The 25,903-nt window shown below is 39.4% G+C and carries 31 protein-coding genes, 1 pseudogene and 1 riboswitch; of the genes and pseudogenes, 31 read left to right on the top strand and 1 reads right to left on the bottom strand.

The features are described from left to right. Position 1: 1 nt before the first annotated feature. The 7 genes and pseudogenes from TY15_RS06315 (at position 2) to TY15_RS06345 (ending at position 6,938) form a co-directional block, all read left to right on the top strand. Positions 2 to 886 (top strand): flagellar hook-basal body protein, encoded by an 885-nt coding sequence (locus TY15_RS06315; RefSeq protein WP_040209400.1) that lies wholly within the window; start codon positions 2 to 4, stop codon positions 884 to 886. A 26-nt stretch (positions 887 to 912) separates the two neighbouring features. Next, complete coding sequence (locus tag TY15_RS06320) at positions 913 to 1,764, top strand: flagellar hook-basal body protein (protein WP_040209399.1); 852 nt, start codon at positions 913 to 915, stop codon at positions 1,762 to 1,764. A gap of 146 nt (positions 1,765 to 1,910) precedes the next feature. After that, positions 1,911 to 3,476, top strand: a complete 1,566-nt coding sequence (fliD, locus tag TY15_RS06325; RefSeq protein ID WP_040209397.1) for a flagellar filament capping protein FliD — start codon at positions 1,911 to 1,913, stop codon at positions 3,474 to 3,476. 317 nt (positions 3,477 to 3,793) lie between these two features. Beyond that, complete coding sequence (locus TY15_RS06330; RefSeq protein ID WP_040209396.1) at positions 3,794 to 4,141, top strand: carbon storage regulator; 348 nt, start codon at positions 3,794 to 3,796, stop codon at positions 4,139 to 4,141. Positions 4,142 to 4,270: 129 nt separating this feature from the next. Continuing rightward, on the top strand, positions 4,271 to 5,788 hold the full coding sequence (locus TY15_RS25095; protein WP_040209395.1) for a flagellin N-terminal helical domain-containing protein: 1,518 nt from the start codon (positions 4,271 to 4,273) through the stop codon (positions 5,786 to 5,788). Between the two features lie 346 nt (positions 5,789 to 6,134). After that, positions 6,135 to 6,248: pseudogene (locus tag TY15_RS24880) on the top strand (flagellin); the annotation flags it as partial. A gap of 450 nt (positions 6,249 to 6,698) precedes the next feature. Next, positions 6,699 to 6,938, top strand: coding sequence for a hypothetical protein (locus TY15_RS06345; protein WP_040209393.1), 240 nt, complete (start codon positions 6,699 to 6,701; stop codon positions 6,936 to 6,938). Positions 6,939 to 6,955: 17 nt separating this feature from the next. Here the strand turns inward: TY15_RS06345 and TY15_RS06350 are convergent, their stop codons facing one another. Then, complete coding sequence (locus TY15_RS06350; RefSeq protein ID WP_040209392.1) at positions 6,956 to 7,807, bottom strand: DNA endonuclease; 852 nt, start codon at positions 7,805 to 7,807, stop codon at positions 6,956 to 6,958. Between the two features lie 177 nt (positions 7,808 to 7,984). Between TY15_RS06350 and TY15_RS06355 the strand changes: the two genes are divergently transcribed. The 24 genes from TY15_RS06355 (at position 7,985) to fliP (ending at position 25,898) form a co-directional block, all read left to right on the top strand. Further along, positions 7,985 to 8,185, top strand: a complete 201-nt coding sequence (locus TY15_RS06355; RefSeq protein ID WP_040209390.1) for a YjfB family protein — start codon at positions 7,985 to 7,987, stop codon at positions 8,183 to 8,185. A gap of 92 nt (positions 8,186 to 8,277) precedes the next feature. Continuing rightward, the gene (gene flaG, locus TY15_RS06360) at positions 8,278 to 8,640 is read left to right on the top strand and encodes a flagellar protein FlaG (RefSeq protein ID WP_040209387.1); all 363 of its coding nucleotides are present in this window, start codon (positions 8,278 to 8,280) and stop codon (positions 8,638 to 8,640) included. 29 nt (positions 8,641 to 8,669) lie between these two features. Next, positions 8,670 to 9,245 carry a DUF6470 family protein gene (locus TY15_RS06365; RefSeq protein WP_040209385.1) on the top strand — a complete coding sequence of 192 codons (576 nt, stop codon included), beginning with the start codon at positions 8,670 to 8,672 and terminating at the stop codon, positions 9,243 to 9,245. A 420-nt stretch (positions 9,246 to 9,665) separates the two neighbouring features. After that, entirely contained in the window at positions 9,666 to 9,941 is a 276-nt protein-coding gene (gene flgM / locus TY15_RS06370) for a flagellar biosynthesis anti-sigma factor FlgM (protein WP_040209383.1), read from the top strand. An 11-nt stretch (positions 9,942 to 9,952) separates the two neighbouring features. After that, entirely contained in the window at positions 9,953 to 10,438 is a 486-nt protein-coding gene (locus TY15_RS06375; RefSeq protein ID WP_040209382.1) for a flagellar protein FlgN, read from the top strand. A gap of 29 nt (positions 10,439 to 10,467) precedes the next feature. Then, complete coding sequence (gene flgK, locus TY15_RS06380; protein WP_040209380.1) at positions 10,468 to 11,916, top strand: flagellar hook-associated protein FlgK; 1,449 nt, start codon at positions 10,468 to 10,470, stop codon at positions 11,914 to 11,916. Positions 11,917 to 11,932: 16 nt separating this feature from the next. Further along, complete coding sequence (flgL, locus tag TY15_RS06385; RefSeq protein ID WP_040209379.1) at positions 11,933 to 12,823, top strand: flagellar hook-associated protein FlgL; 891 nt, start codon at positions 11,933 to 11,935, stop codon at positions 12,821 to 12,823. A gap of 95 nt (positions 12,824 to 12,918) precedes the next feature. Beyond that, positions 12,919 to 13,548 (top strand): flagellar brake protein, encoded by a 630-nt coding sequence (locus TY15_RS06390; protein ID WP_040209377.1) that lies wholly within the window; start codon positions 12,919 to 12,921, stop codon positions 13,546 to 13,548. 391 nt (positions 13,549 to 13,939) lie between these two features. Further along, positions 13,940 to 14,833 (top strand): hypothetical protein, encoded by an 894-nt coding sequence (locus TY15_RS06395; protein WP_040209376.1) that lies wholly within the window; start codon positions 13,940 to 13,942, stop codon positions 14,831 to 14,833. Between the two features lie 123 nt (positions 14,834 to 14,956). After that, positions 14,957 to 15,337, top strand: a complete 381-nt coding sequence (gene fliS, locus TY15_RS06400) for a flagellar export chaperone FliS (RefSeq protein ID WP_198138233.1) — start codon at positions 14,957 to 14,959, stop codon at positions 15,335 to 15,337. 14 nt (positions 15,338 to 15,351) lie between these two features. After that, positions 15,352 to 15,699, top strand: coding sequence for a flagellar protein FliT (gene fliT, locus TY15_RS06405; protein ID WP_040209374.1), 348 nt, complete (start codon positions 15,352 to 15,354; stop codon positions 15,697 to 15,699). Positions 15,700 to 15,904: 205 nt separating this feature from the next. After that, positions 15,905 to 15,990: riboswitch (cyclic di-GMP riboswitch) on the top strand. A gap of 108 nt (positions 15,991 to 16,098) precedes the next feature. Next, positions 16,099 to 16,413: a hypothetical protein gene (locus TY15_RS06410; protein WP_040209373.1), complete on the top strand. Its 315-nt coding sequence runs from the start codon at positions 16,099 to 16,101 to the stop codon at positions 16,411 to 16,413. 84 nt (positions 16,414 to 16,497) lie between these two features. Continuing rightward, complete coding sequence (locus TY15_RS06415; protein ID WP_052353715.1) at positions 16,498 to 17,190, top strand: glucosaminidase domain-containing protein; 693 nt, start codon at positions 16,498 to 16,500, stop codon at positions 17,188 to 17,190. Positions 17,191 to 17,336: 146 nt separating this feature from the next. Beyond that, the gene (gene flgB, locus TY15_RS06420) at positions 17,337 to 17,729 is read left to right on the top strand and encodes a flagellar basal body rod protein FlgB (protein WP_244440889.1); all 393 of its coding nucleotides are present in this window, start codon (positions 17,337 to 17,339) and stop codon (positions 17,727 to 17,729) included. Positions 17,730 to 17,734: 5 nt separating this feature from the next. Further along, on the top strand, positions 17,735 to 18,190 hold the full coding sequence (flgC, locus tag TY15_RS06425; protein WP_040209370.1) for a flagellar basal body rod protein FlgC: 456 nt from the start codon (positions 17,735 to 17,737) through the stop codon (positions 18,188 to 18,190). 11 nt (positions 18,191 to 18,201) lie between these two features. Continuing rightward, on the top strand, positions 18,202 to 18,501 hold the full coding sequence (gene fliE / locus TY15_RS06430) for a flagellar hook-basal body complex protein FliE (RefSeq protein ID WP_042374204.1): 300 nt from the start codon (positions 18,202 to 18,204) through the stop codon (positions 18,499 to 18,501). Between the two features lie 29 nt (positions 18,502 to 18,530). Then, a complete protein-coding gene (gene fliF, locus TY15_RS06435) occupies positions 18,531 to 20,120 on the top strand; it encodes a flagellar basal-body MS-ring/collar protein FliF (RefSeq protein WP_040209368.1) in 1,590 nt (529 codons plus the stop codon). A 5-nt stretch (positions 20,121 to 20,125) separates the two neighbouring features. After that, the gene (gene fliG, locus TY15_RS06440; protein ID WP_040209366.1) at positions 20,126 to 21,136 is read left to right on the top strand and encodes a flagellar motor switch protein FliG; all 1,011 of its coding nucleotides are present in this window, start codon (positions 20,126 to 20,128) and stop codon (positions 21,134 to 21,136) included. After that, on the top strand, positions 21,120 to 21,944 hold the full coding sequence (gene fliH, locus TY15_RS06445) for a flagellar assembly protein FliH (protein ID WP_040209364.1): 825 nt from the start codon (positions 21,120 to 21,122) through the stop codon (positions 21,942 to 21,944). Before fliG ends, fliH begins: the two co-directional genes overlap by 17 nt. Then, positions 21,925 to 23,250: a flagellar protein export ATPase FliI gene (gene fliI / locus TY15_RS06450; protein ID WP_040209363.1), complete on the top strand. Its 1,326-nt coding sequence runs from the start codon at positions 21,925 to 21,927 to the stop codon at positions 23,248 to 23,250. The genes fliH and fliI overlap by 20 nt, the downstream gene beginning before the upstream one ends. Further along, on the top strand, positions 23,247 to 23,681 hold the full coding sequence (fliJ, locus tag TY15_RS06455; RefSeq protein WP_040209362.1) for a flagellar export protein FliJ: 435 nt from the start codon (positions 23,247 to 23,249) through the stop codon (positions 23,679 to 23,681). The genes fliI and fliJ overlap by 4 nt, the downstream gene beginning before the upstream one ends. Positions 23,682 to 23,693: 12 nt before the next feature. Beyond that, positions 23,694 to 24,554, top strand: a complete 861-nt coding sequence (locus tag TY15_RS06460; protein WP_040209361.1) for a MotE family protein — start codon at positions 23,694 to 23,696, stop codon at positions 24,552 to 24,554. 29 nt (positions 24,555 to 24,583) lie between these two features. After that, the gene (locus tag TY15_RS23115; RefSeq protein ID WP_052353716.1) at positions 24,584 to 25,147 is read left to right on the top strand and encodes a flagellar biosynthetic protein FliO; all 564 of its coding nucleotides are present in this window, start codon (positions 24,584 to 24,586) and stop codon (positions 25,145 to 25,147) included. A 4-nt stretch (positions 25,148 to 25,151) separates the two neighbouring features. Continuing rightward, positions 25,152 to 25,898, top strand: coding sequence for a flagellar type III secretion system pore protein FliP (gene fliP, locus TY15_RS06470; RefSeq protein ID WP_081799346.1), 747 nt, complete (start codon positions 25,152 to 25,154; stop codon positions 25,896 to 25,898). Positions 25,899 to 25,903: the final 5 nt, after the last annotated feature.

Here is a 25,903-nt window from a genome sequence, read left to right on the forward strand (position 1 = left end):
TATGATAAGAGGTCTGTATACTGCCGCTTCCGGCATGTTTGCCTTAGAGCGCAAACAAGAAGCACTATCAGATAATCTAGCCAATGCTGAAACACCAGGTTATAAGAAGGATGATACCGTCCTCCGGTCATTTCCGAAGCTATTCATGCAGCGCGTACAGGACTTTAATGAAAACGGAGCAGCTACGGGAGGAACGCAAATTCCTGGCATGGCTGTTCCAATAGGTGAATTAACAAATGGAGTGTATGCACAGGAGCGGATACCGAGCTTCAGCCAAGGGGCAGTCGTCGAAACGGGCAATGCCCTCGATGTGGCGATTGATGATCAGTCCATCCCATTTCAAACAGTGAATGGACGCCAAGTAAAGCCGGCTGCCTTCTTCGCAGTTCAGTTACCAGATGGCACAGTAGGTTATACTCGTAATGGTAAGTGGGATTTAGATGTGAATGGGAATGTGGTTACCACCGATGGGTACCGAGTCTTGGGGGCGGATCATCAACCGATTACCATTACTGATAGTATTAGTAAAGAGGATCTCTATATAGGGGCAGATGGTCAAATTGTCGCCTATCCGAGTGACCCTGCTAAGACGAAAACTGTTGGACAAATTGGGATTGCGGTTGCGCAAAATCCGTTAGAGCTTCGTCGATTGGGTGGTAATGCATACGGTTCCGATACACCGTTGGCCTTTATTCAAGATGGTGGCGGCGCGAATCCAGGTGTCACTCTGCAGCAGGGATATATGGAACAGTCTAATGTTGACGCAAGTCAAACAATGACAGACATGATGATGACGGTTAAGGGCTATGAGGCCAATCAAAAGGTAATTAGTGCCTATGACAGCTCACTGCAGCTGTTAAATTCTGTTGGTAAGATTAACGGGTAGGACTACATGAATAGGAGAACAAGACATTGAATACTTCACTATTTATCTCTTCTGGTGCATTAAAAACATATCAACAAAAAATTGATACCACCGCAAATAATGTGGCGAATGTGAATACGACTGGTTTTAAGCGAAAAGAGCAAACTTTTTCAGATGTGCTTACATCACAGTTGAACAATCAAGGACGTTCTAGTCAGGAAGTTGGGCGGTTAACGCCTAATGGTCTACGAGTGGGATATGGTGTTCGTCCGGGGATGACACAGTTGGACGTACAGCAAGGTCAAGCCATCGAAACGGGCAATCCGTTTGATTTGATGATCCAAGGGAATGGCTTTTTTCAAATTGGTTACCCATCAACTACAGGTGGAGCCGATGAGGTCAGGTATTCACGGGACGGAAACTTTCACTTAAGTGCGAATCCTGATAACCTAGGCAGCTATCATTTAGTTAATGCCAATGGCGGGTATTTACTTGATCAAAACGGTGCTCCACTGGAATTGGATGGCCAATCAGAAGTGCAAATTGGTACGAACGGTCAAATTCAACTGAAGGATAAGACGACTGGGACGACCTCGATAGCGGCACAGCGGCTGGGGATCGTGGATATTCAAAATCCTCATCTGTTAAAGAGTATGGGGAATAATGAATTTGCGATTGATGAGACGGTGTTACCGAATGGGGCTACGGCAGCGAATTTCGCCCGGACGATGCCTCTTGGCGAGGTTCAGCTCTCTACGGGTTATTTAGAAGGTTCCAATGTAGATTTAACTCAAGAAATGACGGATTTAATGACGGCACAACGATCGTATCAATTGAATGCACGGGCATTATCGTATGCCGATCAGATGATTGGGATTGCCAATAATATTATGAAATAATCAAAAGAGACGGATTTTCGTCTCTTTTTTACTAATAAAAATTGAAAATAGGATAATAGTCACTTAACTTAATCAGATATATGTCGATAACTAAAACAAAATGACCCTTATGGATTTTACATAAATATAGAAAAGGAGTGAGCATATTGACTAGTATTGATACATCATTGAGAGTTACTGGTTTGGCATCTGGGATGAATACGGATGAGATTGTGGCCAATCTAGTGAAGGCCCAAAGTGCACGCTTAAATAAACTGCAGCAAAGTAAAATCACGTCAACCTGGAAACAGGATGCTTATCGTGATGTGAATAAAAGTGTTGATGACTTCCTGAAATCGATGGAGAGCTTACGTTTGCAGTCAACTTTTAATAAACAAACAGCCAGTTCCTCGAATGAGAGTGTGGTTTCCGCTACAGTATCGAAGACACCGACGCAGTCTTCTTATGAAATTACGAATGTGCAACAGGCGAAGCCGGCGCTTGCTTCTTCAGTTAAATTTTTCGGTGACGGATTTGATACAACAAAGAAACTTAGCGAATTAGGGGTAACAGGAGACGCAGATGGCAAGACATCATTAATGATTAATGATGTGAATTATGAATTTAATATCAATGACACCTTGGATTCTGTATTAAATGATATTACCAGTAACACTCCACTAACTGTTTCTTATTCAGCTTCAGAAAAATCCTTTACTTTTACAAATGATTCTGCAGGAGAGAATAAGGATGTGAAATTAGGAGAAGGGACATCAAACCTTTTAACTACATTAGGTATAACAGCAGGATCAGTTACTAGTACCGGTTCAGATAAATATGCGAATGATTCAAAAACATCAGTTGTAGTGGGGACTGATGCCTCGCAGGCAAAAATGTGGATCAATGGAATGGAATTTCGCTCTGATACCAACTCTATCACCTATGACGGAATTACGTTTGACCTTAAGGCCAATATGTCTAGTGGATCATTGAACATCACGACGAAGAGTGATACAGATGCCATTTTTAGTAGTATTAAAACATTTGTCGACAAATATAACGAGGTAATTAAGGATTTTAATGGTCGTATTACGGAAAAAAAATATCGTGATTACCCGCCGTTGTTAGACGATCAAAAAACGGATATGAAAGATAATGATATTAAACTGTGGGATGAAAAGGCGAAAAGTGGTCTATTATCCAGTGACTCTACAATAAGTACTTTCCTAACAGAAATGCGGAATAGTCTTACTTCTGCAGTTGAAAACAGCGGAGCGTTTAAAACCTTAAAGGAAATCGGGATTGATTTTTCATCTAGTTACCAAGATAACGGAAAATTAGTTTTGGATGAAGAAAAATTAAAAGGGGTACTCCAGTCAAATCTTGAAGATGTAAAGAAATTGTTTACTGACAAAGGAACCAGTACAAATAGTTCCGCTACAACCGCAACAGATAAAGACATGTTTAATCAGAGCGGCTTTGGCTGGAGAATTTATGACCGAATTAATGTAACGACAAAGCAGCTCACTTCTTTAGCCGGTTCCCCTGGTGCTACAGTAGATACGAATAGTTTTATGGCAAAACAAATAACATCGTTAACTACTAACATTGATAAGGAACAAGATAGGATCGATTCCTACGAGGAAAGGCTATGGAAGCAATTTGGTGCGATGGAAAAAGCATTGCAGCAGATGAACTCACAGAGTTCTTGGCTTACTCAGCAACTTGGCTAAGAAAAATATCTCAATAAAACGAAGTACTCTTTATCTAATTTGATAGATAGGGGGTGCTTCTTTTATTTTTATAAAAAATTACTAAACTTGTAGTCCAAGCGACCGATACATAATATATAGAAGCATTATTGGGCTAATTAAAGGAATCAAAATTAATTTGAAATATCAACTAAACAAATTGATAGAGGTTCCGATAATAAAAATATCAAGGCAATCCTTGATAATAAGTCAAATAATATTTCTGAAATCAACTAAACAATACTGAACAATCTCCGATAATAACTATTGTAAGCAGTAGAAACTAGGAGGATGATAGGGTGCTCATTGTAGGCAGAGAAATAGGACAATCGGTAATCATTGGTGATGTCATTAAAGTAACTGTTTTACAAATAGGATCAAAACTTCGCTTGGCTATTGATGCTCCAAGTCACATGCGTATATCGCGGGTGAAACAGGAACAAAGTCTTGCAACTAAGTTGAAAAAGAGAGCAAAAATCATCGGAGATACCACTTTGATTGGTGACAATGTGAAGATAACTATTATTCAAACGGATACTGGATTATTAAGGTTTGCCATCGATGCACCTAAAGAAATCAGCATTTATCGCGAAGAATTGTTTGTAAGTAATAGTTTCACAGAAAAGCAAAATGTTTTATCGTTTTAGATTTTGATCTAAGTAATCAAAATCACAATCTTTGATAATAAACCCAGTGGGTATATTATATATATTTTCAAAAAGGTTAACGTCTTTTTATTAAATCAAATTTTATTTAACCCAAGGAGGAAAATAATTATGCAAATCAACCACAATATTGCAGCGTTAAACACTTACAACAAGCTAAACTCTGCTACTAATGCACAGTCTAAATCAATGGAAAAATTATCTTCAGGTCTTCGTATTAACAAAGCTGGAGATGATGCTGCAGGTCTAGCGATCTCTGAAAAAATGCGTGGACAAATTCGTGGGTTGGATCAAGCATCACGTAATGCTCAAGATGGTATTTCTTTGATCGCAACAGCAGAGGGAGCTTTAAATGAAACTCACGACATTTTACAACGTATGCGTGAATTATCTGTACAAGCTACGAACGATACTGCTACTGATGATGACCGTAAAGCTCTTCAAGATGAAGTTAAACAATTAAAGAGCGAAATTGATAGAATCGGTAATAACACTGAATTCAATACAAAAAAATTAATCAATGGTGATTTATCTGGAAGTAAGATTGGTGGAACAGGTAGCAAAATTGGGACTGCTTCAGCAGCTACTTTTAATACTGGTTGGATTGATGTAACAAATTCTGAAACTGCTAGTACTACTAATAAATATCAGCTAAACATTGACGGTCATACTATTGATTTCGATCTTGCAGGTTCTGCTAGTGATACACTAGGAACAATGGAAGAGTTTAAAACTGCAATTAATACTGCTATTTCAACATATAACAGTACTGCAGCAGATGCAGATAAAATAGTTGCACCGAATATAAATTTAGACGTACAAAAAAATGGAGCAAATACTGAGGTTAAGCTTAGCCTAACAAGTGGTACAACTGGCTCTACATCGAAAATTGAAATTAAAGCATTAGATGATGATTCTGCCACTGGACAATTAGTTGCAAGTGATGCTAAAAGTAAAATGTTAACAGGAACTGCTAAAATAGGATCAAATGGTAACTTTGATGAGACCATTAGTGGTTTAACTGCATCAAGCAAGCTCCAACTTGATGTAAACGGAACTCAGTTAAATGTTACTCTTGCTAGTACAGGCGCAGGCACCTACACTGCAGGAACTGATATGTCAACTTTAGCTACAAATTTACAAACAGACATTAATAACTCATTAGCTGCTTATAAAAATCAAACTGGTACAGATTATGGTACTGTAAGTGTATCAGTAAAAGATGGTGCTCTTACAATTAATTCAAGTAAAGCTGACACTGTTAATCTTCAAGTTGCAACCGATGATGTATCTGGCAAATTAGGTCTTTCTGGAACAGGTACTGCTACCTCTGGTGGAGTTGACTTCCAAATCGGAGCAAACAAGGGTCAAAGTATCAATCTACAAATAAATGATATGACTACTAAAGGTCTTAACGTAGCTGATGTTGATATTTCAACACGTGCAGGGGCTGATAATGCAATTAAATCATTTGATGATGCAATCCAAAGTGTATCAACAGAACGCGCAAAATTAGGTGCAGTTCAAAACCGTTTAGAACATACAATCAATAACTTAAGCACATCTTCTGAAAACCTAACTTCTGCGGAATCTCGTATCCGTGACGTAGATTATGCTTTAGCTGCCTAAGCAGTAACAAGCACAGTCGTCCTAGCTGGTAACGGCTAGAGATCATTATCGGGTGAATTGCTGGAAAACCCTTAGAGCTTTTCTTACCACAACGTAGTTGGAAACGACAAGCGTGATGGTTTGAAAAAAGAAAAGATATGGGCAATCAGCAGCCAAGCTCCTGTCTCGAAAGAGTGGAGAAGGTTCAACGACTAGGATAGACCATCTAAGGCTAAAAGCTATGATGATGAAATCCATAGGTGAAACAATGGTCATCAGCATTGTGGATCCGAAGTGCCCGACCCCTACTAGATTACTAAAGGGTGAAGATATAGTCTGGTCATTTGTGAAAGCAAATGTTCGCACGATGGCGAAAGAAATGATGAACCAAACTAAGAACTCTATTCTTTCTCAAGCAGCACAAGCAATGTTGGCTCAATCAAATCAGATGCCTCAAGGAGTTTTACAACTCTTGAGATAATGATTTAAGGGCGTCTTACTTGGTAACGAGTAAGAGGATAACTGGGTGAATTGCTGGAACTTCCTAAAGCTTCATCAACCACAGCGTAACTGAAAACGGTAGGCGTGATGGTCTGAAAATGATGAGGATGAAACAATGGATAATCAGCAGCCAAGCTCCTGTGAGGAAACTCTGGAGAAGGTTCAACGACTAGGGAACACGGTCTAAGGCGGTAGCTATGACTATGAATCTCGTAGGGCAGTGAAATACTGTTCGAAGTGCCCAGCTCCATAGAAATGTGGATGAAGATATAGTCTATTCTATGACCGAAAGGCATAGCGGCAAAGCAAGCCAACCAACAACCACAAGGGGTTTTACAACTTCTTCGTTAATTTTAGATATGAAAGAGGCTCTAGATTTTCTAGAGCCTCTTTTCATATCAGTATAATAGCTGTAAAATTGGAGGAGCTAATGGATAAAGAAAAGAATGATCATAAACAGTTTCTTGAACGGCAGCTTGAGTGGTGTAAAAAACAAGATCGTATTTTTCAACAGATAGACATCAAGCTTCATGAAATGAAAAAAATAGCTGAATACTCTCTTAATCATGAACTAGATTCATTAGAAATTGATCAGTTGAATAGTCAATTGAATGAATTGAAAAGTGAAATTGATTTTTTAGAAAAGCAGCTAAAATATGTTGTCCATTAGAAGTAGGAAGCCAATGATTATATCAATTCCATTTTCCTTAATTCACTTAATTTATAGACCACTGACCAATAGCTTCTACCTAGTGTTTCAGCAATTTCCTTATCAGTCTGTCCCTGTTTCTTTAATAAAATGAGCCGCTCTGTTTCTTCTGATGAATAATTTTTATATCTATTAGAACTTGTTAAGACAATTTCGTAATTAGGAAATTTTGATTTTAATCTTTCTTCTTCTTGTCTGTACCGGTACTTCCAATTTGTTTTGTAAAACATACTTGGACAATCTAAAGTGACTTCTTTTATGATGTCTAAAAAAGCAAATGTCTCTTGAACAGATGTAGTTCGGAGTATAGTTCCATATCCGTCTTTTCTTTTTGCAAGATGCAAGTTAATTTGAAAAGTGTTTTTAATGTGGATGTTGAGTAAATTCAGTTCTTCTGAAGGGTAATTTTGTAAGTACAGGTAAATCTGAGGAGTTAAATAAATTTTTTTCTTATTATGGTTTATGCGTTTTGTTATACACAATGAACCATCATCCATATATAAAACAGCTAAGAATTCGGGAAGTGTGCATTCAGAAATTAATGTGTGGGGGAGTGTTTTATGGCCATCACAATTATAAAAGTATTCATATAAGCATGTGAAAAATGGACTAGATGCTGATCGTAGAGTATAACTCTTTGGTGTAATATAAAAAAGACCATTCATTACGTTTACTTTCCACTCTCGATATTCTTTTTGTTTTTCACCATAATGCTCCCGATAACTATTATTTTTTCTTCGACTATTTTTATAGAGTTTGGTAAGTTCGCCATCTGCTATTATACTAGCTATTAATACGTTTGTCTGTATTTCATTTAATTCATGGAACATAGATATTTACTCCTCTCTTATTTCCATTTGATTCTATTTTATCATAGAGATAATCCGTTTTTTATAAAAAGCGTAATTCTAAACAAATGCATTCTTTTGCCGATAACTTAAATGGAATAATTGGAATGAAAGTCCCCTAGTAATGAAGGAAAGTCATGAAAGAAAGGATGTTTTTTTATGGATATCTCGAAAATGTCAATCCATTTAAACCAATCACAGCTCCAAGAACAAGCGTCAATCTTAGTTATGAAAAAAGCAATGGATCAAGTTGGTGGAAATGCTGATTTTCTAAACGAAATGTTTGGGCAAGCAAATATACAAGCAATGCAAAGTGCAGCCCAGCCCCATCTTGGTGGAAACATCGATATAAAGGGGTAATTGATTCAACCACTTTTAAGTATTCTGCCTAAACATTTTCTCCTTTCTTCCGATTATTATAGTAAGAAGATTGTGTGAAAGGGGAAATACTCATGTTGGATAAGGTGTTACCGACAAATTCTGCCACCGATCTGCCTGTGAAACCGGTAGAACAAGTGGGCCAGATCGCTAGTACACCCAAAATCAGAGAGAAATCAGCGGAACAACAAGAACTGCCACAGCAACCAATAACAAAGGAAAAAACCGAAAAAGTCATCGAAAGCATGAACGAGTTTTTAAAAGCCTCGAATACTCATTTGAAATTTCAATACCATGAAGATTTGCAAAAATACTATGTCGCCATTGTCGATGATACCACCAATGAAGTGGTCAAGGAAATTCCACCAAAAAAACTGCTCGATATGTATGCGGCGATGGAAGAATACATGGGACTACTATTTGATAAAAAGGCGTAAACAGATTATTTTTTCGAAGGCGGTGCACCATGCAGCTCCCACAAATTCGCTTACAGCAAACTTATGCACAAATTGGGTTGCGTACGACGCAGCCAAATCAAGAAATCGAGCAACAACCAGCAGACTTATCGATTCAGCAGACTCCCGCACAAATGGAAATTGATCGGACGCCCTCACAACTAATTATTGATCAAGAGCAAGCTTGGGGTGAGTTAGGTTTCAAAAGTATCCCTACATTAATCGCGGATGAAGCTGAATTTGCGAAAAATGAAGCCCTAATGGCAGTAGCTGAAATAGCCCAAGAAGGCGATCAATTAGCGAAAATAGCGAATAAACGTGATGCATTAATGGACATTGTCGCCCAAAAGGCTAATCCAGAACCAGCAAAAATCAATATCGCCTTTATCCCAAGTCCTGGCTCTGTAAAAATTCAGTTTACACCAACCGAAGTACATATCAACTGGAAACAGGGCGGCGCAACAATCGACTCTACCCAACATCGCCCGACCCATAACTACACCCCAGGTAAAACAGAAGTCTACCTAAAGCAAATGCAGTCCCTACAAATAGACTTCATCGGCACAAACGTAAATCAAAATTCATAATCAGCAAATCAAGCAACGGCATGGCGTCCAAATCACACTCCAACCGTTGTTTTTTTGTCTAGTCATTAGGAAACCAAATCATAATGAAAAAAGAACATTTATTTGTTACAATATAACAGACTGTCGAAAATTGACTATTTATTTTACTAATTAAAAATGAATGTAGATTTAGCGCACTAAGTTGATTGGAGCGTAAGGCGCTCGACTCCTGCGGGAAAAGCAAGTCTTGGGAGACCCCACAGGCGCTTGCGCCGAGGAGGCTCCCGGACTGCCCGCGGAAAGCGAGCGCCTGGAGCGGAAATCAACGGGCAACATTAACAAAGCCATTAATTTTATAAGTTTCTTTTGTTTTTTGCCTAAACTTTTTTTTGAACTGGCCGATAATACTAATAAAGAAAAAAGGAATAGGAGGGAACAATCATGCGAATTAATGATAATCGATATGGTCTTTATTCCTACCAAAGTCAACAAAATCGGACAAACAACAATCAACCAACTAAAAAAACAACCACTTCTGAAGAAGTAAAAATATCAGCCCGCGGCCGGGAAATCTCACAGGCTCTTGCCTCTGAACAAACACAACGCTCACAGCGTGTACAGGAATTGAAACAGCAAATTGCGAACGGTACGTATCAAGTCGACAGCAGCAAAGTCGCAGATAAGCTTATCAATTTTTGGAGTAATCAATCCAACTAGGAGACATGCAAATGGAATCCCTAAACAAAATGACTGAGACACTCGAAATGATGCTGGATGCCCATTTAAAATTACTTGAACTCGTCAAACAGAAACGAGAACTGTTGGTCGATGGCTCGGCGGCAGGACTGCAAAACTTGATCTATCAGGAAACAGTATGTGCGGACGAAATACAAAAGCTCGAACAGCAGCGACAACAAATCGTAAAAGAATATATGGCGGAGCAGGGGATCACAGGTGATGCCTTTACCCTTGACGAAGTGATCAACACTCAAAAGGGTGGCTCGAATAAGGCGGCTTTAACGAATCTTGCGAAAATCCTTCGTGGAGTGATCGATGAAATCTCCCTCATGAACGAAACCAACCAACAATTGCTGCAAACATCGCTATCCTATATCCAATACACGATTGGATTGCATGTTCAAAAGGAACCAGAGTTTGGTTATGGTCCAAAATCAGGAAAACGTTATTCCAACTTATTGGATGCCAAAATATAGAGAATGGAAAGAGAATAGGAGGGATCAGGATGGTTTCTACCTTCCATGGTTTGGAAGTAGCGAAGCGGGGACTTGCTGCCCAACAGGCAGCGTTGGCCACGACCGGTCAAAATATCTCCAATGCCAATACAACTGGATATACAAGGCAACGAGTAGAGATGCAAGCTACATCTGCTATTTCTATACCTGGGTCGAACGCATATCAATTAGGGACGGGTGTTGACGTCTCTAAGGTCGTTCGCTTACGCGAAGATTACTTAGACGTTCAAATCCGCAATGAAAACAAAAACCTCGGCTACTACGAAGCAAAAAGTGATACGCTTAGTAAGGTCGAAGAAATATTTAATGAACCATCAGATAACGGCTTAGCCTATGTTATGGACGAATTCTGGAAAAGCTGGCAGGAGCTTGAGAAAAATCCAGAAAGTGCGGCGTCACGTGCGATTGTAAGTCAAAAAGGTGTGGCAGTAGCAGAAACCTTTCAATACCTTTCGACTTCGTTAGAGCAGACGCAAACGGATTTGAAAAATGTCATTCAGACCAAAACGAGTGAAGTAAATTCACTCGCAGCACAAATTGGCAGTCTAAACGATCAAATTTCTCGGTTAGTGCCCAATAACTATGAACCGAATGATTTGTATGATCAACGTGATGTTTTGATTGATCAACTTTCCAAACTAGTCAATGTGAAGGTCGCAAATGGTAAAAATGGAATGGTCGATGTCACCGTGGGTAACGCTGTTCTCGTTACTGGTAAAACAGCTAATTCGCTAACAGTTGAATTTGACGATACGAGCGGGTTGGTTAAGAAGGATTCGATTAAGATTGGTGACCAGCAAGTTAGTTTAGAAGCTGGGGAGCTATTAGGACGGATTGAATCGTATGGAACCGTTGAAGATGGCGGCACAATTCCTGATTTTATTCAAAAAATCGATACATTAGCAAAGGTATTTGCTGATTCAATTAATGAGATTCATAAACAAGGGCTCAACTTGAAAAATATTAGTGGAGAATCAGACATCAAAGTTGATTTCTTTACAGGTACAACCGCAAAGGACCTAAACGTAAATGCGGAAATCCTGAAATCACTGGATTTAATCGCTGCTGCTACCGAAGAGGGAACAGCCGGTAATTCTTCGTCAGGGAATGGCGAAAATGCCAAAGCCATCGCTAATATCAAATTTGATAATAATTTGTCCTTCAATGGGACGACTTCAACAATGGATGATTACTTCCGGAACATTGTCGCACAGCTCGGGATTGATTCTCAACAAGCGCAACGAATGCATGACAACTCTGAAGTGATTGTGAACCAAGTGGAAAATCGCCGCCAATCGGTCTCAGCCGTTTCACTGGATGAGGAAATGGCTAATATGATTAAGTTTCAACAAGCGTATAACGCATCAGCTCGTGTAATGACTTCCATTGATGAATGCTTGGACAAAGTAATTAATGGCATGGGCCGAGTAGGACTGTAAGAAAAGGAGGGATTGTATGAGCACAAGAGTTACGCAAAGTATGCTGACACAAAATTTGTTATTTAATCTATCACGGACGAATAAAGCAATGGAGAAGTACCAGGATCAAGCCTCTTCAGGTAAAAAAGTCAATAAACCATCTGATGATCCTGTTTCAGCGGTACGTGGTATGTTTTATCGATCTTCCTTAAATGAAATTGACCAATATAAACGAAATGCCGATGACGGACTCTCGTGGATGGAGAGTACTGATTCCGCCCTTGATGAAGTAACCTCGGTCCTGCAGCGTGTAAGGGAGCTGACGGTACAAGGTCAAAACGGAACGAATAATCCGGAAGATCGTACCGCAATCGCCGAAGAAATCAAGCAATTAAGTAATCATTTAGGGGAAATTGCCAATACGCAAATTGCTGGCAAATACATCTTTGCCGGGACGGATGTAAAAAATCCTCCTTATAACACGGAAACAAATCAGTTTACAAATGCAAATGAAGGAATGCTTGAACTCCAAGTGGGGCAAAACAGCAATGTTCAAATCAATGTCCTCGGTACGGATGTCTTTAATAATTCAAAAGTGGGTAGTATTTTTACGGTTCTGAATGATATCGCCGCCAATTTCGCTTCTACTGAACCTAGCACAAATGACCACTTAGCAGAATTAGACAGTCAGATGGATAATATCTTAAAGGAACGCGCTGAACTGGGGGCCCGAACGAATCGGATGGAGTTAAGTGTTTCACGACTTGAAGGGTTAGAGCTTTCGACGACAAGTCTTCTAACAAAAGAAGAAGACGTAGATATCGCTAAAGTGATCATGGATTTGAAGGCACAGGAAAATGTGCAAACGGCGGCATTATCTGTCGGTGCTCGAATCATTCAACCTTCATTAGTGGATTTCCTCCGCTAAATTTTTTCCGGGCCTAACAAGCCCTTTTTGTTTGTCCTTTTCGTCATCATTATTTTCATCATTTTTTGAAAGATCAAGAGTAGAAGGGGGATATTATGTTTCCAAAAGTCAATCAAAACATCATGATCGATATACATAGCGCAGACAAAACAACCCGTTCCATTATTGCTGAAGTAGGTGAGAAGGAAATCTTAATCGGTTTTCCGATGGATCGAAATATTTATGGCATGTTACCTGAAGGCACAAAAGTGGATCTTACTTTTTTTGCGAATGACAATAAATATAAATTTAAAACAGAAATTATTGGCAAAAAAAACGACAATATGCCGTTATTCCGAATTTCGAAGCCCTCAGAAAAAGAAATCATCAAGGTTCAAGATCGAGAAAATTTCCGGGTACGAACAAATTTGAGTCTGCTTCTAGATGACAAAGAGCTTCATACCATTAATATCAGTGCTGGCGGCTTATTGTTCTCTTGTGTGGTCGACTTGGATCTTAAAGAAGGAGAGGAGATTTCGGGTACATTGGTCATCCCGAGTACTCAAAAGAGAGAAAACCTTCCGATTCTCTTTAAAGGCCAAATCAAGCGAGTTAGCATAGCACAAGAAAAAGAACGAAAACAAGTAGCTATCGAGTTTACGGAATTACATAAGCGAGATCAAATGAAAATCATCCAATTTTGTTTTGAAAAACAACGGCAAATACGTTTAAAAGAGAAGCAGTAAAGCCATCTTAAAAATAACTCAAAACAGGATCAGTCCCTCTTTTTATAAAAAGAGGGACTTTTAAATATTTCTGTATACATCCATCAAGATGGTAGAAATGGTCTATTCTCAACAGTTAAATCATCACATCAAACACGTAACAAATACGATAAAACTAACTTTTAAAAAATTCAAATAATAATTTTACAATTCTTTACATAGTTAGTATAATTAACTTATAGAATTAATTTTAAAGGTATACTCAAAAAAATCACCATAGGTTCGTATTATTTGATGAACAGTCGGATCAAAATTATAATGACATTTAAACCAAATTCATTTTCAACATACATCAGACTTACTAGTGTTTGATCGATACGTTTATTTCTAAATATAATAGGAGGCAGTAAAAATGAGTTTAAAATCCGCACTATTTGAGATGAAAGAAGCGTTAAACAATCACCAAGCTGGAAAAATAGAAGAAGCTTACATTCAGGAATTGGAAATGAACCACCGGTTGAATCCGGGTACATTAGTTTTTTATTATAACCATTTAATGATGTTGGCCATCAATAACGAAAACGAGGCTAAACAATCATCACGTGAATCAAAAAAAATTAATCGCAAATGGACGAATAATGAAATACAATTCATGTTTCAATATATCCAAGAACGTCAAGATGAAGGCGTATTAAATATAACTGAAATTTTAGAGGAAGTTGCTCAATTATTAAATCGTGGCTATCAGTCTGTTAATTACAAATATTATACGATAGTTAAGACGAAGGATAAGACGCCGCAAACCGGTTACCAATTTACTACAATTGCTCATAAGAATGTGCCTGTTCTAGCTACAGAGACAGTGGAAGATTTGACACCAGCGCTCCCAGTAAATCAATCGGAACCAGAACAAGGCGATGATTTATTAGATATCCTCTCCGGTCTTATTACAAACGTTCAACAATTACCTGGAATCAATCTCCATGAACTTCTTAGGAGCCTATACCAACTTACCAATTTGGCCCTCCACAACCAAGAGGCAGTGCAACAAATCGAAACGATGAAATCGGAAATCAATGGTGAAAAAAAAGCATTGCGCGATAAGTTGGCCCAAAAGGAGCAACAGCTCATGGAAGAACGAAAACGCAATAATGAATTAAAGTCGGAGATTGCTAAACTGGCAAAGGAAATAGCAGCCTTTAGTCAATTAGGGGATGCCGCTAAAATCCAGAATTTGAAGTCATATAATCAACGCCTGAATTACCTCGTAGATGGCTCTGGCGTGGTCCTCCAAGTTGGCAGTTAAAAGGTTGGTGCGGCAGACTGAATTTTGATAGGAACAACAAACAATTTTTGATATTTCCTTAACTATTTTTCAGTATATCCGATAATGAAAAGTAACAATGAATGGTGAAGGGAGTACTCAAACATGACTATAAGAAATCCGTATCAAACTTATCAAAAACAAGCGGTAACAACTTCTAAACCAGAAGATTTAACCTATATGTTATATCAAGGATTGGTGAAATTTATCCGCTTGTCTAAACAGGCAATCGAAAATAAGAACCTTCAAGAAAGTCATACCTATAATCTTAGAGCACAGGATATTTTGAGTGAATTAATCATAACCTTAAAAGAGGGCTATGGTATTTCAGATAACTTGCGCCAATTATATGATTACATGAAGAGTCGATTAATTGAGGCCAATCTTCATAAGCAAATCGAAATATTAGAAGAAGTAGAAGGATTTGCGGTTGAACTGACAGAGACATGGTCAACGGCAATGAAAACTGCGAAAACACAAGGTTAAGGTCTGGGATCATAATGGATGAATTAATCAAATCAATTTATCAACTGACCGTCGAAATGACCCGTGCGGTTACAGAAGAAAATATAGATGAGTTGGAAAAATATTTGACTGAACGGAACACCTTAATGGCGCAGGTTGATTCCTTAAAGGAAAATGACCCTAATGCACAATATTCACCAACAGCAAAGCGAATGCTCGAAGAAACGCTTCGACTAGATCAGCAGACGCATCCTCAACTAAAGGAGTTGTTAGGAAAAACAGGGAAGCTTTTACAACAAATTAAAGTGAAAAGAGATATATCCAGGAAATTCAATCCATATGTTAAACAAATAAATGGTGCTTACATCGATACTACCAAATAACGGAAAAAGTAATGCGTTCGACCGGAGGGAAACTGCGGCAGGACGCATTTTTTTTATGTCTTTAGGCCTATATTGTGATAATTTATGAAAAATAGGTAAAAACAACTAGATGGAAATTCGGTGAATCATATTGAAAATCATGTCGAAACGTGTAATATAATAGTATGAAGCAATTGACGTGTGAATGATTTCGACGCCACAATACTTCCGTAAATCGCAAACCTGTAGAAATTCAGGGACGCAAAGTCACGGGCCTAAGGTCATGAAGACTATGGCAGCCGGATTACCGAAGAAGGTACCGTAAAAAGTCACCTATTCGATGAAGGGACTTTTTTTTTCTCTTTTTGAAATTTTGAGCTTGTCGAATATAATTTTACGATTGTGGAGAGGGAGAAATGAATGATTCATCAGGAAAATATACTGGATCAGCGAAAAAAAGGGAATGTTTATCACTTTTTGGATTATAAAAATAAGCGCCCCTTCTTTATGAAACCGATTAAGATTACCATTGATGTACCCATAAGGGATACCTTTTTCATGGTGAAGAACGTGGTATATAAAGAAAAACAAATTCTAGCATTAAAAAAAGAGCAGGATCCCAATACAATTGTTTTAGTAGAGGCTACCATAGAAAACGGTAAACTTTCATATGTATCAAGAATCCCGGACGAATATATTTACGATATTACGAGAATGATAGAAGGAACGATATAACTGGAGCAGAACGTACTACAAATTCTGAATTTTTCCCTTTATTAAACATTAGGGAGTCATCAGATATAAGAAAGGATGATTTCATTGATAAATGGTGATGATTGGTTTACGAAGACCATGTTAATTAATACACTGTCTCGAACTGAAAAACTTCGTTCGCAATTAGTGAGCAACCAAAATGACTCCGAAAATCTATTTGCCAATGTTCTCAATCAACTTTTGGAAGGAATAGGGGTACAAGCGAGCAGCCCAACCCAGACAAACTCTTTTTCTGCCATTAATTCGACGCTTAGCAATTCGATGCCGAACCTACTGGAAGAGATGTCTTATAATTCTGTTGGATCTTCAGATTCATTACGTTTTCAATCAATCACTGCAGACCAATTAAATCAAAAACTTAATGGAAAATTAACAGGGATGGGGCATGTATTTATTTCCGCTGGAAAGCAGTACAATATTGATCCATCCTTACTTGCAGCGGTTGCCCAACATGAAACGGGAAATGGGAAATCACGAGCGGCTTATGAAAAAAATAATGTTGCTGGTATGATGGGGATTAACGGCTTGAAATCCTATTCCTCGGTAGAAGACAGTATTAGTGACATGGCACGAAATTTAAGTAAAAATTATCTTGGTAAAGGATTAGCAACGATAGGAGAAATTGGTAATAAATATGCTCCGATCGGCGCGTCTAACGATCCAACAGGTTTAAATAACCATTGGGTGACCGGTGTGACAAAGTATTATCAACAGTTACAATCCAATACTCTTGTTTGATTGTATCGGAATTCTTGATCAAATTATTACACGTGAAAAATAGTATAGATTAATTCCCTGTTTTTATAGTATATTGATAAAGTGTGTTTTTATTTGATGTTCTTCAAATTTAATCAAAACAAATACACGAAAGGTGGAGAATCATCTTGAACACTATTGGACTCTTACAATCTGCACTCGATGCATCGAGTCTGCGTCAGCAGGCAATTTCAAATAATATTGCCAATTCCGAAACCCCTGGGTATAAAGGAAAACAAGTGGTATTTGAGGATATATTAAAACAGCAATTAGCAAATCAATCAAAATTTGTTGGAAACCGGACTGATAATCGCCATGTCGTCATTGGTCAAGCCGGGAGTCTTCCAGTTGCAAGAACCGTAGAGGATACCAATACTGTTATGCAAAACAACGGCAACAATGTCGACGTAGATGCCGAAATGACGAATATGGGGAAAAACTCCTTGTGGTATTATACGCTCACACAACAAATCAATAGTGAGTTTGAAAATTTATCGATTGCGATTAAAGGAAGGGGTTAAGGAAGATGTTTGATTCATTAAATATAAGTGCATCAGCCTTGACTGCCCAGCGTTTACGAATGGATGTCGTTTCCTCCAATATTTCTAATGCTGAATCGACGAGAGGTTCGTATGTGAATGGAAAATGGGAACCTTATCGCCGTAAAATGGTTGTCATGGAACCGAGAGAGACAGCCTTTAATCAAGTCCTTCAAAATCAAATGGAAAAACAGACACAACCATCCTCACAAAATCAAGGGGTTAGAGTAACTGGAATTGTCGAAGACCAGACACCCTTTAAGACGGTTTATGACCCGACCCACCCGGATGCAGATGCGGATGGGAATGTAATGATGCCAAATGTTGATTTATCAAAAGAAATGGTTGACTTACTAGCAGCATCAAGGGCATATGAAGCAAACATTACGTCGTTCAATACAGGCAAATCGATGATGTTGAAAGCATTAGAAATTGGTCGTTAGGAGGTTACTAGATGAATATTTCAGGTATTAATAGCGGTTCAATCAAAATAAATCAAAATCCATTTCAAAAAGTGGAAACAGCTCAACCCAAAACATCATTTGCAAACGTCCTTCAAGGCTATTTGCAGAATGTTGATGATACGGTTAAGGAATCATCAAATCTTTCGGCTAAAGTGGCAGCTGGTGAAGTAAACAATATACATGATGTAACGATTGCCTCGCAGAAGGCAAAGGTAGCTTTAGAACTTACAGTCACGGTTAGAGATAAGGCTGTCGAGTCCTATCAAGAAATAATGCGGATGCAATTCTAAAGTATGTCGGAAGCTAGGCAGGGTGAGAAATGAATCGATCATGGATAGATCAAATCAAAAACATAAAAGAGCGCTCCGGTGATTATTGGAGAGCACGCAGCAAGAAACAAAAGGGGTTCATGATTGGAACCTTCTTATTTATTGTGGCCGCTCTTTCCATATTTATCTTTATTGCTTCTCGCCCCCAATATGTGCCACTCTATACCGGCCAATTGACACAGCGAGAAGTGGGAGACATTAAAGCAGAATTGGATAAACAGGGTTTTACCTCATATAAAATATCAGATAATGGGACAATGCTGCTTGTTCCGCGTAAGGAAGCGCCGGATTTACTTGTTAGTCTTGCCTCGGAAGGCTATCCGAAAGATAACAAGATTAATTACGATGTGTTTAGTCAAAATTTAACCTTTGGTGCAACGGACCGCCAGTATGACATCCTTGAACGGGAGGCCATGCAAAATCAGGTTGCTGAAATCATCCAAAATGTGGATGGCATCAAAAATGCAGAAGTTATTTTGACTTTACCTGAAAATTCCGTGTTTGTTCGTCAGGATGAGGAACAAAAAGCAAGTGCTTCTGTTGTGGTTGATGTGGAGTCTGGTGTGAAACTGACCTCACAACAAATTCGAGCACTCTATACATTAGTTTCTCGCAGTGTACCAAATTTACCAACTGAAAATATTACCATTATGAATCAGTACAGTGAAACACTGGTATTACTTGATAGCGACGATGAAGACCAGGCATTGGACAAATATTCGGAGCAACGCAAAATTCAACAAGATATTCAGCAGGATATCCAACAAAGTCTGCAAAGTTTATTAGGGTCTATTCTTGGTTCTGACAAGGTATATGTGAATACCTTTGTCAAAATGAATTTTGATAAGGTCAAAACACAAGAAAACTTAGTGAAGCCGACTGATGAAAATAATAATGGAATTGTCATAAGTTCCGAAAAAAGCGCGACGTCTTCGACAGGATCTGGTTCTAGTTCTGGTGGAGTGGTAGGTACAGGTGAAACCGACGTTCCTGGTTATACGGGCGATGCCTCTGGTGGAGACAGTACCTACGAGGAAACACAAGATCGTGTAAATTATGAAGTCAATCGCATTAATAATGAGATTATTAAAAGTCCATATCAAATTGATGATATTACCATCAATGTTGGCGTTGAATCTGATTCAAAAACGAAAAAGTTACCGCAAGAAACGCAGGATAATATTCGTAATATCGTATCAAATACAGTTCGGACTGCGCTCGGTCATCCTGATTTAACACAGGATGAAATTGACCAGCGCATCACAATTTTCCCGCATTCGTTTGCTGAAAATCCAGCGGCTAATGAAACTAAGCCAGCTAACAACTGGATGCTTATTGCTGGTGCGGCAGCGTTAGGCGCGTTGTTGATTGGCGGCTTGGTTTTATTCTTAGTTCGACGCAAAAAACGTGACGAAGCCGATATGGATGAGGATGACGTATTTGCACCAGTATCCAAAGAACCGGATTATTTCGAAGAGCAGGATCTGACGGTTGAAAAACAATTGAAGAAATTACTTGATCAAAGACCGGAGGATTTCTCAAAAGTAATTCGAACCTGGCTAAATGAAGAGGAGGGGTGATTCCTTTGGTAACGGCATTAAAGTTGACAGGTAGACAAAAAGCAGCGATTTTGCTTATTTCAATGGGAAAAGATGCTTCCTCAAAAATATTTAAGCATTTACCAGATGAGGAGCTAGAACAGCTCACCTTGGCGATCGCGAGTATTCATAAGGTCGATCCCAAGGAAAAAGAAGAAGTATTGAAGGAATTTCATGAAATGTGCATCGCCTCTGATTATTTGGCAATGGGAGGAATTGGTTACGCACAAGACGTGCTCGAATCTGCTGTTGGCAAAGATCGGGCGAAAGAAATTATTCATCGCTTAACTTCACAACTGCAAGTGAAACCATTTGATTTTGCGCGGCGCATTGATGCTATGCAAATTTATCATTTCTTACAAAATGAACACCCTCAAACGATTGCTTTAGTTTTGGCCCATTTAGAGCCAAGCCAGGCTTCGATGATTATATCGTCACTTCCAGACGAGCTTCAGTCAGATGTTGCTCGCCGAATTGCCTTGTTAGAACAAGCGTCACCGGATGTGATTAAAGAAGTAGAACACATTCTTGAACAAAAATTATCTGCGACAATCCGTCAAGATTATAGTGTTGTCGGTGGGATTGATTCCATTGTCAGCATCCTGAATGGAGTGGATCGCGGGACAGAGAAAAGTATTCTCGAACATTTGGAAAACAATGATCATGATTTGGTCGATGAAATTAAAAAGCGGATGTTTGTCTTTGAGGATATTATCAGTCTTGATCGTCGTGCGATTCAGCGTGTGATCCAAGAAGTAGAAAATCAGGACCTTATGCTTGCCATGAAGGCCTCCAGTCCGGAAGTCAAAAAGGTTATTTTCGAAAACATGTCCCAGCGTATGGTGGAAACCTTCGAACAAGAAATGCAGTATCTTGGCCCTGTTAGAGTCAAAGATGTCGAGGATGCGCAAGGCAGAATCGTTTCGATTATCCGCCGTTTAGAGGATGCTGGTGAGATTGTCATTGCTCGAGGTGGTAATGATGAAATCCTATTCTAAGGTATTCAAGGCTTCACATGTTTCGGTATTGGACGAAGTAAAGGTCATCACGCCACCATTTCGTCCAAACTCCGAACAGTCTGATGACCCAAATATTACTTCAGATGAAGGAGATGGAAAAAGTCTTCATCAGATCAACCGAATAATGGAAGAGACAGAAGCAAAAGCACAAGCATTACTTGTCCAAGCTGAACAGAATGCTCGAACAATTGAGGCAGCTGCACAAGAAAAAATCAATCAATGGTGGCAGGAAAATGAGCAAAAGTTGACTGCTGTCACGGAAGAAGCGAAACAACAAGGGTATCATGACGGCTTTAAAGTAGGGAAGCAAGAAGCAACCGAAGAAATTCACCAAACCTATCAAGCAAAAATTGACCAAGTACAACAGTTGTTAGAACAGGGCTATGCCCAGAAGGAAGCGATTATTGCGGAGGCAGAGCCGTTTTTACTGGAATTATCAACCGCCATTGCCGCGCAGATTGTTCGTCAGGAATTAAAGAGTCATCCTGACCAATTCGTTGAGCTGATTAAACAGCATATTCTCCGTTTTAAAGAAAAAGAATTTATTACCGTTTGTGTGCACCCAGACGATTTTGAGTTTGTTCAATCACAACGGTCTCATCTTGTTGCAGTAGTAAATGGAGAAACGGAAATCAAAGTAATTCCTGACCATTCTGTAACGCCTGAGGGATGTATTATCCGAACAGCCTACGGCAGTGTGGATGCGAGAATTGATACGCAAATTGAGGAGATCAAGAAGGTCATTTTAGAAGCGGGAAGGAATCCAGATGATGGAACTATCAGCTGAAAAGTATCTCGGGTTGATTCGGAATATGGATCCTGTCCGAGTGAATGGAAAGATCACGCAAATCATTGGGCTGACAATTGAATCGCAAGGTCCGGACGTACGGATTGGTGAACTTTGTTCGATCTATCCATCCAATTCACAAATACCGATTCAAGCGGAGGTTGTCGGCATCAGAGAAAACAAAGTCCTGCTCATGCCACTTGGTGAAGTTCGGGCAATTGGCCCTGGTTGTGATGTCGTCGCTAGCGGAAAACCAATGATGGTAAAAGCCGGGAATCAATTGTTGGGCCGGATTTTAGATGGCTTAGGCCAGCCAATCGATGGGAAACCATTGCCATTGGGGCTAGAGGATGTACCTACACACGCTTCTCCACCAAATCCGCTCACGAGACCGCGCATTCATACACCATTGAGCGTTGGTGTGCGGACCATCGATGGTCTGTTAACGATGGGTAAAGGACAAAGGATGGGGATTTTTGCTGGGAGTGGGGTCGGTAAAAGTACGCTGCTTGGGATGATTTCGCGTAATACCACCGCTGATGTGAACGTGATTGCCTTAATTGGTGAGCGTGGTCGTGAGGTTCTCGATTTCTTAGAGCAAAACTTAGGTGAGGAAGGCTTGAAAAAATCGGTCGTCATTGTAGCTACATCCGATCAACCAGCATTAATTCGTATTAAAGGTGCGCTAACGGCAACGTCGATTGCTGAATATTTTCGCGACCAGGGTAAAGACGTTATGCTCGTGATGGATTCCGTGACTCGTTTTGCCATGGCACAACGAGAAGTGGGCTTGGCAATCGGAGAACCGCCAACCACGAAAGGTTATACACCATCGGTATTTGCGATGCTTCCACAATTATTAGAACGGGCTGGTACGGGACCAAAAGGGTCAATATCTGCTATTTATACTGTTCTTGTTGATGGAGATGATATGAACGAGCCGATTGCGGATGCCGCTCGGGGCATTTTGGATGGACATATTGTCCTCAATCGTGCAATTGGCGGCAAAGGAATTTTTCCAGCCATTGACGTGTTAAACAGTGCAAGCCGGGTCATGACAGAGATTACCTCAGATGAGCATTTACTGGCCGCACGAAATTTTAAAAAATATTTAGCTTCCTATAACGAGGCTGAGGACTTAATAAATATTGGGGCCTATAAAAAAGGCTCAAATCGTGAAATTGACATGGCAACAAGGCTCAAACCGCAAATGGATGCCTTTTTACGACAAGGGATTTATGAAGCTTCGCCATTAGACGAGACCAGGTCCACTTTAATTCAACAGTTTGGAGCGATGTTGCGATGAAATTTAAGTTTTCTTTTCAAAAAGTACTTGATGTGAAAGAAAAAGAAAAGGATATTGCTCAACAAGAGTATGGCACGGTGAAGCTCCGCCAATTAGAACTGCAGGAAAAGATGGATGGATTGGAATTGACGAAGGACAAGGTGTTCGCCCAATACAATATGGTTGATAAAAAAACAGTTTCCGAAATGTTGGATTATCAACAGGAAATCGAACATGTTAATCAACAGATGAGATGGTTAGCAAATCAAAAACAGCAACTGCATCAGGAAGTGGAACAGAAGCAGCAGGTGCTGTTAGAGAAATCGCAGGAAGCAAAAATGTGGAATCAATGGATGACAAAATCAAAAGATGCCTTTCAAAAGCAGATTGATCAAAAAGAACAGGCATTTTTGGATGAAATGGCTGTCCTCCGCTATTCACGAAGAGTATAGGAGCGAGAAACAATGGCAGAAAAACAAAATGGTATGGCTAAATCGCTAAAGTACTTTGGAATTCCAATTATTATTACCGCCATCTTTATTATTTTTTTATTAAATTTTTTAGGTATATCTGTATGGGAAACAGCTCAAAAGTGGGGCAATAAGGTTCCTGTGTTAAATATGATCATTCCAGACCCTGATGTAACCAAAGCAAATAAAGCAGAGGGCGGGACGACTGAAAGCGAATGGGAAGAAAAATACAACTCAAGTCAAGCTGATTTAAAGGATAAGGAGCTCCAGCTTACCCAATTAAAGGAACAACTAGATAATACACAAAAAAACGTAAATGATCTAAAACAAGCCAATCATTCTTTAGAACAGCAAGTTGATGAAAAACAAGAGAAAAAGGCTCAGGAACAATTGAAACAAATAGCGAACATTTATGCGAATATTACTCCTTCAAAAGCCGCTGCCATGTTTGAGACGATGTCGATTGAGGATGCTTCAATTACGCTATCCCAGCTGCCACAAAATCTGCAAAGCAGTATTTTAGGAAGCATGAAGGATGCCAAAAAGGCCGCGCAAATGACGATGGTTTTAAAAGAAATGGCTGGACTTGACGAGTTGGATTCTTCTGCACTGAAAGCTCAGGTCAGTGAGATCGTTCAAGGACAACAAACGCCTACCGACACACTCGCAGAAACCATTGCTGGCATGCCAGCCGCACAATCTGCGCAGATTATTCACACGATGATGGGAACAAATGAACAAGTCGCCATCAATTTATTGAAAAGTGTCAACACAAGCAGCCGTTCGCAAATTTTAACTGTAATCGCCCAAAATGATGCTAACTTAGCCGCCAAAATCACAGCAAGTTTAAACTAATAGAGCTAACTCCAAGGAAGGAGAAAATTATGAAACGCCTCACACTAGTATGTATCGTGTTTTTTTACCTGTGTTCGAATATGCCCACTGCCTTTGCTGCTGGTTCCAAAGCGGCAGGCGATTCTTCGGTCTATGATACTATCCAAAATGGAGATAAACAGGATTCAACTCCTTCTAAGAATGTTGAGGATAGTCAGTCACCCACCATATTTCCCTTATTTCTAAAATTTATCTTTTCCTTTGCCCTTGTCATTGTTCTCTTGTATTTATTGATGCGATTCCTTTCGAAACGGAACCGGATGATGCAATCGAATGGACCCGTTCTACCCATCGGTAGTCACACCTTGGGAAATAATCGCTCCTTACAGGTTTTGCTCATTGGTCAAACAATTTATATCGTCGGCGTCGGGGAAACCGTAACATTGATCCGAACGATTTCACAAGGTGAAGAATATAAGTACTTGCTGGAAAACATTGAAAACCAAGGTGAGACGCAGACACCTAACTGGTTAAATCTCGATTCGAAAATGAATTGGAATTCCATTTTTGGAAAACACCTTAAATCGATGAAGAAAGACAATGGAGAGGAGTAGTTCGATGCTTAAAAAATTGGCTATTTTTATTCCCTTTCTAACACTGGGAATCGTGACGACTGCGTTCGCAGCTGAACCGACGACATCGATCATACCAGGCATTGATTTAGGATCATCTGATCCAGAAGGTGTATCCAACTCCCTGCAAATTATTATTTTGATTACGATTCTCTCGATTGCCCCTGCCATCTTAGTATTAATGACTTGCTTTACGCGGATTATTGTCGTATTAGGATTTGTTCGGAATGCCTTAGGAACACAGCAAATTCCACCGAATCAGGTGATGGTCGGGTTAGCGCTATTTATGACATTTTTTGTCATGGCACCGACTTTTTCGGAGATGAATCAAACAGCATTAAAACCATATATGGCTGGTGAGATCTCCCAGAAAGAAGCCTTTACTTCAGCGAGTAAGCCCTTAAAGGAATTCATGGCAAAGCATACACGGGAGAAGGATTTATCATTGTTTCTCGATTATGCCAAGTTAGATAAGCCTAAGGAAGTGGATGATATTCCACTGAAGGCGTTAATTCCTGCCTATGCCATTAGTGAATTGAAGACTGCCTTTCAAATGGGATTCATGATCTTTATCCCGTTTCTTGTGATCGATATGATTGTTTCAAGTGTCTTGATGTCAATGGGGATGATGATGCTGCCACCGGTTATGATCTCATTGCCATTTAAAATCCTCTTATTCATTTTAGTAGATGGTTGGAATTTGATTGTCCAATCGTTACTGGTGAGTTTCTAAAGGAG

It is taken from the genome of Neobacillus jeddahensis (assembly GCF_000612625.1).
Taxonomy (GTDB): domain Bacteria; phylum Bacillota; class Bacilli; order Bacillales; family Cytobacillaceae; genus Neobacillus; species Neobacillus jeddahensis.